The 14,644-nt window shown below is 68.8% G+C and carries 16 protein-coding genes; 11 read left to right on the top strand and 5 right to left on the bottom strand.

What is annotated here, in order from left to right; all coding sequences use genetic code 11:
- The coding region (locus K6I33_RS19360; RefSeq protein WP_229354098.1) for an RDD family protein at positions 1–560 on the top strand (560 nt) is incomplete at its 5' end.
- 2 nt (positions 561–562) lie between these two features.
- Here the strand turns inward: K6I33_RS19360 and K6I33_RS19355 are convergent.
- The gene (locus tag K6I33_RS19355) at positions 563–835 is read right to left on the bottom strand and encodes a hypothetical protein (RefSeq protein WP_229354096.1); all 273 of its coding nucleotides are present in this window, start codon (positions 833–835) and stop codon (positions 563–565) included.
- Positions 836–1,187: 352 nt separating this feature from the next.
- On the opposite strand from K6I33_RS19355, the gene K6I33_RS19350 reads away from it, so the two are divergent.
- Together K6I33_RS19350 and K6I33_RS19345 are read left to right on the top strand one after the other, a co-directional pair.
- A complete protein-coding gene (locus K6I33_RS19350; protein ID WP_229354094.1) occupies positions 1,188–3,608 on the top strand; it encodes an immune inhibitor A domain-containing protein in 2,421 nt (806 codons plus the stop codon).
- A 127-nt stretch (positions 3,609–3,735) separates the two neighbouring features.
- Positions 3,736–4,071 (top strand): hypothetical protein, encoded by a 336-nt coding sequence (locus K6I33_RS19345; RefSeq protein WP_229354101.1) that lies wholly within the window; start codon positions 3,736–3,738, stop codon positions 4,069–4,071.
- Positions 4,072–4,089: 18 nt separating this feature from the next.
- Here K6I33_RS19345 and K6I33_RS19340 read toward each other — a convergent pair whose 3' ends face one another.
- Positions 4,090–4,683 (bottom strand): isochorismatase family protein, encoded by a 594-nt coding sequence (locus tag K6I33_RS19340; RefSeq protein ID WP_229354093.1) that lies wholly within the window; start codon positions 4,681–4,683, stop codon positions 4,090–4,092.
- Between the two features lie 109 nt (positions 4,684–4,792).
- Complete coding sequence (locus K6I33_RS19335; RefSeq protein ID WP_229354092.1) at positions 4,793–6,121, bottom strand: nicotinate phosphoribosyltransferase; 1,329 nt, start codon at positions 6,119–6,121, stop codon at positions 4,793–4,795.
- Positions 6,122–6,217: 96 nt separating this feature from the next.
- Here K6I33_RS19335 and clpS point away from each other — a divergent pair, with 96 nt between their 5' ends.
- From clpS to K6I33_RS19295, 8 genes are all read left to right on the top strand, one after another.
- Positions 6,218–6,529 (top strand): ATP-dependent Clp protease adapter ClpS, encoded by a 312-nt coding sequence (gene clpS / locus K6I33_RS19330; RefSeq protein WP_190111999.1) that lies wholly within the window; start codon positions 6,218–6,220, stop codon positions 6,527–6,529.
- Positions 6,529–7,122 carry a DUF2017 domain-containing protein gene (locus K6I33_RS19325; RefSeq protein ID WP_229354091.1) on the top strand — a complete coding sequence of 198 codons (594 nt, stop codon included), beginning with the start codon at positions 6,529–6,531 and terminating at the stop codon, positions 7,120–7,122. Before clpS ends, K6I33_RS19325 begins: the two co-directional genes overlap by 1 nt.
- Before the next feature lie 322 nt (positions 7,123–7,444).
- On the top strand, positions 7,445–8,893 hold the full coding sequence (locus K6I33_RS19320; protein ID WP_229354090.1) for an amino acid permease: 1,449 nt from the start codon (positions 7,445–7,447) through the stop codon (positions 8,891–8,893).
- An 85-nt stretch (positions 8,894–8,978) separates the two neighbouring features.
- Positions 8,979–9,401: a Mov34/MPN/PAD-1 family protein gene (locus K6I33_RS19315; RefSeq protein ID WP_229354089.1), complete on the top strand. Its 423-nt coding sequence runs from the start codon at positions 8,979–8,981 to the stop codon at positions 9,399–9,401.
- A 126-nt stretch (positions 9,402–9,527) separates the two neighbouring features.
- A complete protein-coding gene (locus tag K6I33_RS19310) occupies positions 9,528–9,809 on the top strand; it encodes a MoaD/ThiS family protein (RefSeq protein ID WP_229354088.1) in 282 nt (93 codons plus the stop codon).
- Positions 9,810–9,820: 11 nt separating this feature from the next.
- Complete coding sequence (locus tag K6I33_RS19305; RefSeq protein WP_229354086.1) at positions 9,821–10,771, top strand: PLP-dependent cysteine synthase family protein; 951 nt, start codon at positions 9,821–9,823, stop codon at positions 10,769–10,771.
- Between the two features lie 110 nt (positions 10,772–10,881).
- Positions 10,882–11,001, top strand: a complete 120-nt coding sequence (locus K6I33_RS36625; RefSeq protein ID WP_126914323.1) for a transposase — start codon at positions 10,882–10,884, stop codon at positions 10,999–11,001.
- A gap of 371 nt (positions 11,002–11,372) precedes the next feature.
- Positions 11,373–12,125 carry an MBL fold metallo-hydrolase gene (locus tag K6I33_RS19295; protein WP_229354082.1) on the top strand — a complete coding sequence of 251 codons (753 nt, stop codon included), beginning with the start codon at positions 11,373–11,375 and terminating at the stop codon, positions 12,123–12,125.
- 81 nt (positions 12,126–12,206) lie between these two features.
- Here the strand turns inward: K6I33_RS19295 and K6I33_RS19290 are convergent, their stop codons facing one another.
- Both K6I33_RS19290 and K6I33_RS19285 read right to left on the bottom strand, forming a co-directional pair.
- Positions 12,207–13,403 carry a PTS transporter subunit EIIC gene (locus tag K6I33_RS19290; protein WP_229354100.1) on the bottom strand — a complete coding sequence of 399 codons (1,197 nt, stop codon included), beginning with the start codon at positions 13,401–13,403 and terminating at the stop codon, positions 12,207–12,209.
- 317 nt (positions 13,404–13,720) lie between these two features.
- A partial coding sequence (locus K6I33_RS19285; protein WP_229354080.1) for a PTS transporter subunit EIIC occupies positions 13,721–14,644 on the bottom strand: 924 nt, incomplete at its 5' end.

Here is a 14,644-nt window from a genome sequence, read left to right as displayed (position 1 = left end):
GGGTACGGCCCACCGGGGGTCCGGGGCCGTATCCCGGGGGCCCGGGGCCGTACCCCGGTCCGCCCCCCGGTGGGCCGTACCCCGGTGGCGGTCCCTACGGGCCCGACCCCCTCGCCGGTATGCCCCCGCTCGCGAACCGCTTCAAGCGGCTCGTCGCCCGCATCATCGACGGGCTGATCGTGAGCATCCCGATCAGCGTGATCTTCTCGCTCTCGACGCGGAACTTCGACCCCTGGAACGACCAGGCGCGGTCCACCAGCCTGTCCATCATCATCGCCGTCGTCTACTTCGTGTACGAGGGCCTGATGCTGACCACGCGTGGTCAGACGGTGGGCAAGATGGCGATGAGGATCCGGGTCGCGATGCTGGACAACGGCGCGATCCCGGAGGGCCGGCCGGGGTGGACGCGTGCCGCGGTCTACTCCCTGCCCGAGATCGTGCCGTGCTGCGGCGTCGTCTTCTGGCTGGTGAACGTCCTGTGGTGCCTGTGGGACCAGCCGTACCACCAGTGCGTCCACGACAAGGCGGCCAAGACCGTGGTGGTCTCGACCGTGGAGTGACCTCAGCCGTGGAGTGGGTGCTCTCCCACGGTGGAACCCGCGTGCGCGGGCGTGCGCCGCTCGGGCAACCGGGCGGCGGCGTCCGCCGCTTGGCGTTCCCGGCGGGAGCGGGCCGGGACGGCGACGGCGACGGCACAGCCGAGGACGAGCGCGGCCAGGGCCAGGGCGCCGAGCATCAGTGCCGACCCGGTGGGTGTCAGCAGGAGCATCGCGGCGGCGGAGAAGACTACGGTGGCCGATCCGTAAGCGATCTGTGCAGGAGTCGGACGCGGCATGGCGGTATCCGTCCTCAAGGCATCGATATGCGGGGGGATATAGGGGGCCGGAGTCGAGCGGTACGTGCCGTTGGTACGTACCGCACTTCGACTCTACGGTGCTCTCTGCCCTGGCGGAACTGGTGGTAAGCGTGACCTAACCCACGGTGCCCGGAGCGAAAGGGGCGCACGGGGGCGTTTGGCATGTCGTCAAGTGAGTCGAGCGCGCCCGGTCTCGCCCATTGACGCCCGTTATCCGCAACTTAAAGGCCGGATAACGTACTTGCTTTGCTCCCCATGGTCAAGGTCTGTCTTTTCTTGCGTCACTCAGGTCAAATACCTCCACAGTTCTTACTGGGGAGGACATTCACAAGTGAAGATCAGCCATCGGAGGGTCGTCCGATCCGCCGCGGCGGCCGTCGTGGTCGCGGCGCTCGGTACGGGCACCCTGGCGGCGGGTGTCGCGCAGGCGGCGGGCCTGACCAGCCCGTCGAGCGCGGACCAGGGCCCCACCCATGTCCAGCGCCAGGACCCGGCGCAGGTCAAGCCCGGTGTGGAGCACGACCTCAAGGGCCCGTTCAGCAAGAAGCAGGAAGCGCAGCGCAAGGCGGCGCTGGAGCAGGTCATCGCCGGGGACGCCAAGCCGGAGCAGCGCGGCGCGTCCAAGGTCGTCAAGCTCGGCAAGGACAAGTACGTCGAGCTCGGCCGCGAGAAGACCGACAAGATATTTACGATCCTGGTCGACTTCGGCGACAAGGTCGACAACACCACCATGTACGACCCGGACGGGCCCGACGGCCCCAAGCCGCCCGTGGTGAAGTACGGCGGCACGCCCGGCCCGGCGCACAACACCATAGCCAAGCCGGACCGTGCGAAGGACAACAGCACGGCCTGGCAGAAGGACTTCAACCGCCAGTACTTCCAGGACCTCTACTTCTCGAAGGACAAGAACACAGAGTCCCTGGCGAAGTACTACGAGAAGCAGTCGTCCGGCCGTTACTCGGTCGACGGCCAGGTCACCGACTGGGTCCGCGTCCCCTGGAACGAGGCCCGTTACGGTTCCAACTACTGCGGCTCCACCAACTGCCCCAGCGCCTGGGACCTGATCCGCGACGCCGTCAACCAGTGGGTCAAGGACCAGAAGGCCGCCGGTCGCAGCGACGCCGACATCAAGGCGACCCTCGCCCAGTACGATCAGTGGGACCGCAACGACTACAACCACAACGGCAACTTCAACGAGCCCGATGGTTACATCGACCACTTCCAGATCGTCCACGCCGGCGAGGACGAGTCCGCGGGCGGCGGCGCCCAGGGCAAGGACGCCATCTGGGCCCACCGCTGGTACGCCTACGGCTCCGACGCGGGCAAGACCGGCCCCGCGGACAACAAGGCGGGCGGCACCCAGATCGGCGACACCGGCATTTGGGTCGGCGACTACACCATGCAGCCCGAGAACGGCGGCCTCGGTGTCTTCGCCCACGAGTACGGCCACGACCTGGGCCTCCCCGACGAGTACGACACCACCGGCACCGGTGAGTCCTCCGTCGCCTACTGGTCCCTGATGTCCTCGGGCTCCTGGCTCGGCGAGGGCAAGGACACCATCGGCGACCTGCCCGGCGACATGAGCGCCTGGGACAAGCTCCAGCTCGGCTGGCTCAACTACGACAAGGCCAAGGCCGCGACGAAGTCGACCCACAAGCTGGGCGTCGCCGAGTACAACACCAAGGACAAGCAGGCGCTCGTCGTCAGCCTCCCGGACAAGAAGGTCACCACCGACGTCGTGCGCCCTGCTGAAGGCTCTACACAGTGGTGGAGCGGCCAGGGCGACGACCTGAAGAACACCCTCTCCCGCCCGGTGGACCTCACCGGCAAGTCCAAGGCGACCCTGGACCTGTCCGGCTGGTGGGACATCGAGGAGAACTACGACTACCTCTACACCGAGGTGTCCACGGGCGGCGGCGCCAACTGGACGCCCGTCGACGGCACGGCCGACGGCAAGAAGATCACCCGTGACGGCGGCGACAAGCCGGCCCTGACCGGTGTCTCCGGCGCGTACAAGAAGCTGTCCTTCCCGCTCGACGCCTACGCGGGCAAGAAGATCGACCTCCGCTTCCGCTACGCCACCGACGGCGGCACCTCCGGCAAGGGCTTCACGGCCGACGCCATCGCCCTGACCGCCGACGGCGCGAACGTCTTCACCGACGGCGCCGAGAACGGCGACAACGGCTGGACGGCGAAGGGCTTCTCGCGCATCGGCGCGTCCTTCAGCAAGGACTACCCGCAGTACTACATCGCCGAGAACCGCCAGTACGTGTCGTACGACCGCACCCTCAAGGTCGGCCCGTACAACTTCGGCTGGAAGAGCACCAAGCCGGGCTGGGTCGAGCACTACCCGTACCAGAACGGCCTGCTGATCTGGCAGTGGGACACCTCGCAGGTGGACAACAACGTCGGCGTCCACCCGGGCACCGGCCGCATCCTGCCGGTCGACGCCCACCCCGCGGCCGAGAAGTGGAAGGACGGTTCGCTGATGAAGAACCGTTTCCAGGCCTACGACTCGACCTTCAGCTGGTACCCGGCCGGCGGCTACACCGTCCACAACGACGGCGTCGCCACCCGCGTCAAGGGCAAGCTGGGCGTCCCGGTGTTCGACGACCACAAGAACACCTACTACGACCAGGCGAACCCCACCGGCGGTGTGAAGGTCCGGGACACCAACACCCGGATCCGCATCCTCACCGAGGCCCTCAACGGCTCCTCGATGACGCTCCAGGTCGGCCCGGCCGGCAAGTGACCCGCACATGACCCCGCGGTAGCCACCGGCGGCCGTCGTCCCCTGGCGGACGGCGGCCGTCCGGCTTGAGAATGCTTTTCATGATGGTCTTATGGACGCCCTCGGTCCCAAGGGAGACGAGAGGCTGATGGCAGGCGGTGGATACGCCCGGCTCCCCGACGGCAGTGTCGTCGTCGCCCTGTCCCTGACCGCCCCGCCCGACGGCGGGGCCCCACCGGACACCCGGGTACGGGTGCTGGTCCACTCGGTCAACCGCCAGCGGGCGCTCACCCGGCTCCGCAACCTCGGGCTGCGGGCCGTCTATCTGCGCGGCAACACCGAGCCGCCCACCCCCGACGAGATCACGGCCGTGCTCCACCATCCCGACGGGATCGTCTGGCAGCCGGTCGACCACGACGACACGGAGTCCTGGCACCCGATCGCCCGGCTGGTGCGGGCCGGAGCCGGCCCCTTCGGCCCCTGAGCGCCGGCCCGGGGCGGCTTACCCGCCCTGGACCACCGGCTTGCCGCTCAGCTCCACGCCCGCCTCCTGGAGCTCCTCCAGGGCGCGGTCCGTGGTCTCCCGGGAGACCCCCGCCGTCAGGTCCAGCAGCACGCGGGTGGCGAACCCCTCCCGCCGGGCGTCCAGCGCGGTCGCCCGTACGCAGTAGTCGGTGGCGATGCCGACCACGTCCAGCTCGGTGACCCCGCGCCCGCGCAGCCAGTCCGCGAGCCCGGCGCCGTTCTCGTCGGCGCCCTGGAAGGCGCTGTAGCCCGCCTCGTAGGCGCCCTTGTCGAAGACGGCCTGGACCGCGCCGGAGGCGATGGCGGGCGCCAGATTGGGGTGGAAGCCGCTGCCCTCGGTGCCGGCCACGCAGTGCCGGGGCCAGGACTCGGCGAAGTCCGGGCGGTCCGAGAAGTGGGACCCCGGATCGATGTGCATATCGCGGGAGGCGACCACGTGCGCGTACCCGGCGGGGGCTTCGCCCACCAGGTCCGTTATGGCCGCGGCCACGTCGGCGCCGCCGGCCACCGCGAGGCTGCCGCCCTCGCAGAAGTCGTTCTGCACGTCGACGATGATCAGTGCACGGGTCATGGTGCGGATCCTTCTGTCGAGGAACCCTCGGCCGGTCGTGCGGATCAGCCCTACGTGACCGAGGGTAGTGAGTCCTGTTCCGTAATGGGAGGGGCACTCGGGCGCCCGGTCAGAGGTATTCCGTGGGCAGCACCGGCTCGCCGCGCGACAGCTGCGTCGCCGACATCGGCAGCGCCGTGCGCGCCTCCGCGTGCCGGTCACGCGCCGCGCTCAGCGGCTCCCTGGCGACGGCCTCGCCGCCCCGGACGAGCTCGACGAGCAGCTGCCGCTCCGCGAGCTCCGCCGGCACCTCGCCGGTGCCCACGACCTCGGCCTCCGCCACCCCGCACGCGTCGAGGCGGCGCGCGGCCCACTTGCGGCCGCCGATGGACGACTTCCCGCCCATGGACTTCTTCGCCACCGGCCGCAGCGGCGCGTCCGCGCCGTCCTCGTCCGCCCGGGCGACCAGCTTGTAGACCATCGAGCACGTCGGGTGACCGCTGCCGGTCACCAGCTGGGTGCCCACGCCGTAGGCGTCCACGGGCGCGGCGGCCAGCGAGGCGATGGCGTACTCGTCGAGGTCGCTGGTCACGATGATCTTCGTGTCCTTGGCACCCAGCTCGTCCAGCTGCCGGCGCACCCGGTGGGCGAGCAGCAGCAGGTCGCCGGAGTCGATCCGGACGGCCCCCAGGCCCGGCCCCGCGATCTCCACGGCCATGGCGACGGCCTCGGCCACGTCATAGGTGTCCACCAGCAGCGTCGTGCCCTCGCCCAGGGAGTCCACCTGCGCCCGGAAGGCGTCGCGCTCGCTGTCGTGCAGCAGGGTGAACGCGTGGGCGCTGGTGCCCACCGTCGGGATGTTGTAGCGGAAGCCGGCCGCGAGGTCGGAGGTGGAGGTGAAGCCGCCCACGAAGGCGGCGCGCGCGGCCGCCACGGCCGCCAGCTCATGGGTGCGCCGCGCGCCCATCTCGATCAGCGGCCGCTCGCCCGCCGCCACCGACATCCGCGAGGCCGCGGCGGCGACCGCGGAGTCGTGGTTGAGGATGGACAGGATCACGGTCTCCAGCAGCACCGCCTCGGCGAAGGTGCCCTCGACCCGCATGATGGGCGAGCCCGGGAAGTAGACCTCGCCCTCGGGGTAGCCCCAGATGTCGCCCCGGAAGCGGTAGCCGGCCAGCCAGTCGAGGGTGGCCTCGTCGACGATCTTCCGGTCGGCGAGGAAGTCCAGCACGCCGCTGTCGAAGCGGAAGTTCTCCACGGCGTCCAGGACCCGTCCCGTGCCCGCCACGACGCCGTAGCGGCGTCCCTCGGGGAGCCTGCGGGTGAAGACCTCGAAGACCGAGCGCCGGTGCGCCGTGCCGGACCGCAGCGCACCCTGCAGCATCGTGAGCTCGTACCGGTCGGTGAAGAGGGCCGTCGAGGGGACGTCGACCGGGAGCCTCAGGTCCGCAGCGTTCATGGGATCAGATGCTACCCCGGTACTCGTCAGAGTGACGATTTCTGGTGGCCGTTCGTACGGGGGGCGTTTGTGCGTTGGAGCACCCGGGGTGGCAGCATGGGAAGCGTGAGTGTTGCACCGGTCGAGATCGAACGGCCCGAGACGGGCGAATCGCCCTTCGCTGTCGCTGAACCCGACGTCCCTTGGGTGACCCTGGTCCATAACGACCCCGTGAACCTCATGAGTTATGTGACATACGTATTCCAGGCGTACTTCGGCTACCCCAAGGACAAGGCGCACCGGCTGATGCTCGACGTCCATCACAAGGGCCGCGCGACGGTCTCCAGCGGCAGTCGTGAGGAGATGGAGCGCGACGTGCAGGCGATGCACGGCTACGGGCTCTGGGCGACCCTCTCCCAGGACCGTTGATGGCGGGGCACTTCGAGCCGCTCGCGGGCGGCGGGGCCGCCGTCGCCCTGGACGAGGTCGAGATCTCCATCCTGCGCAGCCTGGCCGTCCAGCTCCTGGAGCTGATCGGCCCCGGCGAGGCGGAGGGCCCCGAGGCCGCCGACCCGCTGGCCCGGCTCTTCGCCGAGGGCCCCAGCGAACCGCCGGCCGACCCCGCCCTGGCCCGGCTCTTCCCGGACGCCTACGGCACCCCCGGCGCCGAACAGGACCGCCAGGAGCGCGCCCACGCCGCCGAATTCCGCCGCTACACCGAGAACGACCTGCGCGAGCGCAAGCGCCAGGACGCCCTCGGCATGGTCCGCTCGCTGGACTCGCTCACCCCCGACGGCGCGGGGGGCGCCGTGCTGCGCCTGGACCCCGCCGGCTGCCGGCAGTGGCTGGGCGCGCTCAACGACCTCCGGCTGACCATCGCGACCCGGCTGGAGATCACCGACGAGGACGACGGCGACGCCCTCTACCGGCTGCCGGACGGCGACGCGCGCAAGCCCATGGTGATGGCCTACCTCTGGCTCGGCGGGCTTCAGGAGACGCTGGTGGAGGCGCTCACTTCCTGAAGTTACTTTCCGGTATTCGGAGTTTTCTCTGGGTGTTCGCTCGCCGAACGCTCAATTCCGAATAACGATCATGTCACTGTGACGGCGGCAATTGAGCCGCCGTCTTTGTGTTTGTCCTGGTTTATTTGTGTCATGCGCCACAAGAGTCACATTGATCTCGTCTTTAGACGTGATACTTCTTGCCGACCTGCCTCCGTGACGCCACCCCTGTCACGGCGGGGGCGCTGAGCCGGCCGACCGTCGGCACCTAGCAGGACTCCATCCGGGGGGATCGGTACCCGATCCGGAGCAACCGGATCGGTATGGAGAAAGGCGCACCACCATGACCTCTGAGCAGGTCGCGGACCGCACCGCAGTGCGGGACGGAGAAGGAAGCGGACAGGAAGCTTCCGAAGGTTACGAGCGGGGACTCGGCAACCGACAGATTCAGATGATCGCCATTGGTGGCGCCATCGGCACCGGGCTGTTCCTCGGCGCGGGCAAGGCCATATCCAAGGCCGGACCCAGCCTCATCCTGGCCTACGCCATCGCAGGCCTGGTCATCTTCTTCATCATGCGAGCGCTCGGCGAGCTGCTCATGTACCGCCCCGTCTCGGGCTCCTTCTCGGACTACGCCCGAGAGTTCCTCGGCCCCTTCTGGGGTTATGTGACCGGCTGGACGTACTGGCTCTTCTGGGTCGTCACCGGCATCACCGAAGTCACCGCGGCGGCCGCCTATGTCCAGTACTGGAACAAGGGCATTCCGCAATGGGCCTCCGCGCTGGTCTTCACCGTCATTCTCTACTTCGTCAACCTGATCTCCGTAAAGCTCTTCGGCGAGCTGGAGTTCTGGTTCTCGATGGTCAAGGTCACCGCCATCATCGGCATGATCCTGATCGGCGTCGGCGTCATCACCATCGGCTTCTCCAAGGCCGGTGACACCGCCTCCTTCAACCTCCTGTGGGACCACGGCGGTTTCTTCCCCAAGGGCATCGGCGGCACGCTGATGACCCTGCAGATCGTGATGTTCGCCTTCATGGCCGTCGAACTCGTCGGCGTCACGGCGGGCGAGGCCGCCAACCCCAAGAAGACCCTGCCCAAGGCCATCAACACCGTGCCGTGGCGCATCGCCGTCTTCTACCTGGGCGCGCTGATCATCATCCTGTCGATCGTCCCCTGGACCGAGTTCATGCCCGGCGTCAGCCCGTTCGTGGCGGCCTTCGCCAAGATCGGCCTGCCCGCCGGCGCCGGAATCGTCAACTTCGTGGTGCTCACCGCGGCGCTGTCGTCCTGCAACTCCGGTATGTACTCCACCGGCCGCATGCTCCGCGACCTGGCCCTCAACGGCCAGGGCCCGAAGTTCTTCGGCCAGCTGTCCAAGAAGGGCCTGCCGTTCCGCGGCACGACCTTCTCCGCCGCGCTGATGCTCGTCGGCGTCTGGATCAACTACCAGTGGCCGGGCAAGGCGTTCGACTACGTCGTCTCCTTCGCGACCATCTCCGGTATGTGGGCCTGGATCATGATCCTGGTCGCCCAGCTCCGCTACCGCCGCAAGGCGGACCGCGGCGAGCTGCCCCAGTCCGAGCTCAAGGCCCCGGGCGCGCCCTGGACCAGCCTGTTCGCCCTCGCCTTCATCGGCATGGTGATCGTGCTCATGGGCATCGACGAGGACTCGCGGGTCTCCCTGTACTGCGCGCCCGGCTGGGCCGCGATCATGTGGGTGTCCTACCTCGTGCTCAAGAAGCGCAACCCCAAGGCGTTCGAGCGCAAGGACTACACGCCGGCCGCCTGAGCCGGATGTGAATCCTGAATGAACCGGCCCCGTACCGACCTCGGTACGGGGCCGGTTCTTCGTTTTCCTGCTTATCCTGACGCGCATGCTGACCATCACCCAGGCCCTGTACGACCGGATCGTCGAGCACGCCCGCGCCGACCACCCCGACGAGGCGTGCGGCGTGGTGGCCGGGCCGGAGGGCGGCGGCCGGCCCGAGCGGTTCATCCCCATGCTCAACGCCGCCCGGTCGCCCACCTTCTACGAGTTCGACTCCACCGACCTGCTCAAGCTCTACCGCGAGATGGACGACCGCGACGAGGAACCGGTCGTCATCTACCACTCGCACACCGCGACCGAGGCCTACCCCTCCCGCACCGACATCTCCTACGCCAACGAGCCCGGCGCCCACTACGTGCTCGTCTCCACCGCCGACACCGACGGCTCCGGCCCCTTCCAGTTCCGCTCGTTCCGCATCGTCGACGGCGAGGTCACCGAGGAGGACGTGAAGGTCGTCCCCGCGTACTGAACGCTGAGACCGCGTATCCCGCATACCGGGACGAACATACGGCTGGCGCACGGGGAATCGATACGATGCGCCCACCGTTCTCCCTCTGGAACCAGGCACCTCCCCGCACTCCGACAGGAGCACCCCATGGCCATCGAGGTCCGCATCCCGACCATCCTCCGCACCTACACCGACGGGCAGAAGACCGTCGAGGGCGGCGGTGCCACGCTCGACGAGCTCTTCAAGGACCTCGAGACCCGGCACACGGGCATCCGCGGGCGCCTCGTCGACGACAAGGGCGAGCTCCGCCGCTTCGTCAACGTCTACCTCAACGACGAGGACGTCCGCTTCATCAGCGGCATCGCCACCGAGCTCGGCGACGGCGACAACGTGACCATCCTCCCGGCCGTGGCCGGCGGCTCGGTCTGAACGGGCAGCCGGTGCGCTACGACAGCCCCCTGGCCGCGGTGGGCAACACCCCGCTCGTCCGCCTGCCGCGCCTCTCCCCGGCCGAGGACGTCCGCGTCTGGGCCAAGCTGGAGGACCGCAACCCCACCGGCTCGGTCAAGGACCGCCCCGCCCTCCACATGATCGAGCAGGCGGAGAAGACCGGCCGGCTCACCCCGGGCTGCACCATCCTGGAGCCCACCTCCGGCAACACCGGCATCTCCCTCGCCATGGCCGCCAGGCTCAAGGGCTACCGCATGGTGTGCGTGATGCCGGAGAACACCAGCGAGGAGCGCCGCTCCCTGCTCGCCATGTGGGGCGCCGAGATCATCCCGTCGCCCGCCGCCGGGGGCTCCAACACCGCCGTGCGCATGGCCAAGGAACTCGCCGAGCGGCACCCCGACTGGGTGATGCTCTACCAGTACGGCAACCCCGACAACGCCGGCGCCCACTACGCGACCACCGGCCCCGAGATCCTGGCCGACCTCCCCGAGATCACCCACTTCGTCGCCGGACTCGGCACCACCGGCACCCTGATGGGCGTCGGCCGCTATCTGCGCGAGCACAAGCCGGACGTGGCCGTCGTCGCCGCCGAGCCGCGCTACGACGACCTCGTCTACGGCCTGCGCAACCTCGACGAGGGCTTCGTGCCCGAGCTCTACGACGCCTCCGTCCTCACCACCCGCTTCTCCGTGGGCTCCGAGGACGCCGTCCGCCGCACTCGCGAACTCCTCGCCGAGGAGGGCATCTTCGCGGGCATCTCCACCGGCGCGGTGCTCCACGCCGCGCTGGGCGTCGCCCGGAAGGCCGTACGGGCGGGGGAGCGGGCCGACATCGTCTTCATCGTGGCCGACGGCGGCTGGAAGTACCTGTCCACCGGCGTCTACACCGCCGCCACCACGGAAGAGGCCGTCGAGACCCTCCACGGCCAGCTCTGGGCGTAGCCCCGACGCGCCCTCCGAGCGCGCCGGTCTGTAAAAAACAGAACTGTGCACGGGTGAACTTGCACTACCGATGTTGGGAAGCGGCTGACATCATCACGTAGGAGACGCACATGAACTGTCCCGCATGTGGATCTTCGGACATGAGGCAACTCAACAATGGAAACTGGCAGTGCGGAAGCTGCGGCGCAGTCACGGCTGGATCGAGCGGCCTGGGATGCGCTCGCCCCTGAGACGCGTGAGCGGCTGGCGGCGTTCATGACGCCGGACGTCTTCACGGTGACGGCCGGCAGCAAGGAGTCGGCCGAGCGCTTCCAGCGCTTCATGGACACCCTGGACCGCGCCGAGGCCCACCGGCCGCTGTAGCCCGTCCGCCGTACGCTCCCCGCACGGCCTCCCGTTCGCCCGCAGGGCCCCGATCGCGCGCCACCGGCAGCCGCGACCGGGGCCCTGGCGCGTACGGGCCGTACCGGGGCGATCCACGTCCGTCCTGGTGATTCCGCCCACACGCACCGTCCCGGAGGAGTCACGGCCCGTTCTCTCGCCTTACCCTCGACTGCACCGCATGGCCCCCCGTAACCGGCCCACGGAGGTTCAGGCCCGCATGAAGCTCACCGTCGTCGGATGCTCGGGCTCGTTCCCGTCCACGGAATCGGCCTGCTCGAGCTATCTGGTGGAGGCCGACGGATACCGGATCCTCCTCGACATGGGCAATGGCGCCCTCGGCGAGCTGCAACGCCACATCGGTCTCTACGACCTCGACGCCGTGCTCCTGTCACATCTCCACCCCGACCACTTCATCGACATGTGCGGCTACTTCGTCGCCCGCTACTACCGCCACGAGGGCGGCCGGGCCGACGCCATCCCCGTCTACGGCCCCGCGGACACCGAGCGACGGCTGCTCACCGCGTACGGCGACGTCCCCGACGAGGCCTGCATGAGCGAGGTCTTCGACTTCCGGGCCTTCAACCCGGGCACCTTCACCCTGGGCCCGCTGACCGTCCGCACGGCCCGGGTGAGCCACCCCGTGGAGGCATACGCCTTCCGGGTCGAGCACAACGGCGCGTCGCTGGTGTACTCGGGCGACACCGGCCCCTGCGAGGCCCTGAGCGAGCTGTCCCGGGGCGCGGACCTGCTGCTGTGCGAGGCGTCCTTCACCCATGGCAAGGAGGACATCCCCGACCTCCACCTCAACGGCCTGGAGGCGGGCGAGGTGGCCGCCGGCGCCGGGGTGGGCCGGCTGGTCCTCACCCACATCCCGCCGTGGACGGACCCCCTCACCAACCTCCGTGACGCGCGCTCGGTCTACGACGGCCCGGCGGAGCTGGCGCACGCGGGGGCGGTGTACGAGCTGTAGGGACGCCCCCCCCGCGACATGACGAAGCCCCCGGAACACCTGACGGTTCCGGGGGCTTCGTGACGAGGGCTCGTCAGATCGTCACTTGACGTCCTCGAGCTGGCCCTCGGGCTCGCGGCCCGGGGTCGGGAGGTTGAACTTCGTGATCGCGAAGCGGAAGACCACGTAGTACAGGGCGCCGAAGGCGAGGCCCACCAGGGCCAGCATCCACGGCTTGGTGGCGATGCCCAGGTTGAGCACGAAGTCGATGGCGCCGGCCGAGAAGCCGAAGCCGTCCTTCATGCCGAGCGCCCAGGTCAGGGCCAGCGAGACACCGGTCAGCACCGCGTGGATCGCGTAGAGCACCGGGGCGACGAACATGAAGGTGAACTCGATCGGCTCGGTCACACCGGTGACGAACGCGGTGAGCGCGAGCGAGGTCATCATGCCGCCGACGACCTTGCGGTTCTCCGGGCGGGCGCAGTGGACGATCGCCAGGCAGGCCGCCGGGAGCGCGAACATCATGATCGGGAAGAAGCCGGTCATGAACTGTCCGGCGTTCGGGTCGCCGGCGAGGAAGCGGGCGATGTCGCCGTTCTTGCCGTGGAACTCGCCGGCCTGCAGCCAGGGGAAGGAGTTCAGCAGGTGGTGCATGCCGACCGGGATCAGCGCACGGTTGGCGACACCGAAGATGCCCGCGCCCACGGCGCCGGAGCCCACCAGCCACTCGCCGAAGTTGTGCAGACCCGTGCCGAGGACCGGCCAGATGAGACCGAAGGCGACACCGATGACCAGACCGGCGAAGGCCGAGAGGATCGGGACCAGACGGCGGCCGCCGAAGAAGCCCAGCCACTCGGGCAGCTTCTTGCGGCTGTAGCGCTGGTAGAGGAGGGCCACGACCAGACCCATGACGACACCGCCGAGGACACCGGCGTTGACCGCCGCCTCCTTCATGACGATCTTGCCGTCGACGACGGAGGCGACCTTGGGCAGGTTGCTGTCGGTGAAGGTGGCCAGCACCTCCTTGAAGACCAGGTAGCCGGTGACGGCGGCCAGGGCGGTGGAGCCGTCCGACTTCTTGGCGAAGCCGATGGCGACACCCACGGCGAAGAGGAGCGCCATGTTGCTCAGCAGCGCGTTGCCGCCGGCCGACATATAACCGGCGATCTTCGTGATGAACTCGGGGAACGAGTCCCGGCCGAGCATGTCGTTGTTGCCCAGGCGCACCAGCAGCGCGGCGGCCGGCAGAACGGCCACCGGCAGCATCAGGCTGCGGCCGATACGCTGGGCGACCGCCATGGCACCGGCGCCGAACTTCTTCTTCTCCTCCGGTGCGGCCTTTTCGGGCTTTTCAGCCTTCTCGGCCTTTCCAGGCGCCTTCTTCGCCGCCTTGGCTGCCGTACTCATCGGATTCCTCCAGGTGAGGCGGGCGCTCGGGGGGAAGGGGGACGGCCCGCAATTTGGTCTACACCACTACTGGTTTAGACCTGTTGTAGCACGTGAGTCGGGCATAAAGGAATCCATCGTTCCAAGTGGCCTGGACCACAGAAGTAAGGGCGGCGTGAGCGCTGAGCGCTGTGTCACGCCACCCTTACGGGACGTTGATTAACGCGTGGTTACTTGATGTTGTCCTTCTCGATCTCCTCCGCCAGCTCCTCCGGCTCCCGGCCCGGGGTCGGCAGGTCGAAGAAGGTGATCGCGAACCGGAAGACCGCGTAATAGACGGCGGCGAAACACAGCCCGATCGGGATGATCAGCCAGGGTTTGGTGGCCAGCCCCCAGTTGATGACGTAGTCGATCAGGCCCGCCGAGAAACTGAAGCCGTCGTGCACCCCCAGCCCCCAGGTGACCGCCATCGAGACACCCGTCAGCACCGCGTGGACGACGTAGAGCGCCGGGGCGATGAAGAGGAACGAGTACTCGATCGGCTCGGTGATGCCCGTGACCAGCGAGGTCAGGCCCACCGACAGCATCATGCCGCCCACCGCCTTGCGATGGTGCGGTCTGGCGCAGTGGGCGATCGCCAGCGCCGCCGCCGGCAGCGCGAACATCATGATCGGGAAGAAGCCCGAGGTGAACTGGCCCGCGTGGGGGTCGCCCGCCAGGAAGCGGTTGATGTCGCCGTGCACCACCGTGCCGTCCGGCTTGGTGAACGAGCCGAACTGGAACCAGACGAAGACGTTCAGGAACTGATGCAGGCCGATCACCAGCAGAGCGCGGTTGGCCACACCGAAGATGCCCGAACCCCAGGACCCCAGATCCGACAGCCACTGGCTGAAGCTCGTCAGACCGCGCCCCACCGGCGGCCAGATCCACAGGCACAGCGCGGCGAAGACGATCGCCACGAACGCCATGATGATCGGCACCAGCCGGCGGCCGTTGAAGAAGCCCAGCCAGTCCACCAGCCGCACCCGGTGGAAACGCTGCCAGAACCACGCCGCCAGCAGCCCGATCACAATCCCGCCGAACACCCCCGGGTTCTGGTACGTCGCCGGGCCCGCCGGCCCGGCCGTCCCCACGCACACCCCGCTCAGCAGCCC

This window comes from Streptomyces sp. UNOB3_S3, assembly GCF_020740895.1.
GTDB lineage: Bacteria > Actinomycetota > Actinomycetes > Streptomycetales > Streptomycetaceae > Streptomyces.
This window is presented reverse-complemented; position numbering and strand designations above follow the sequence as displayed.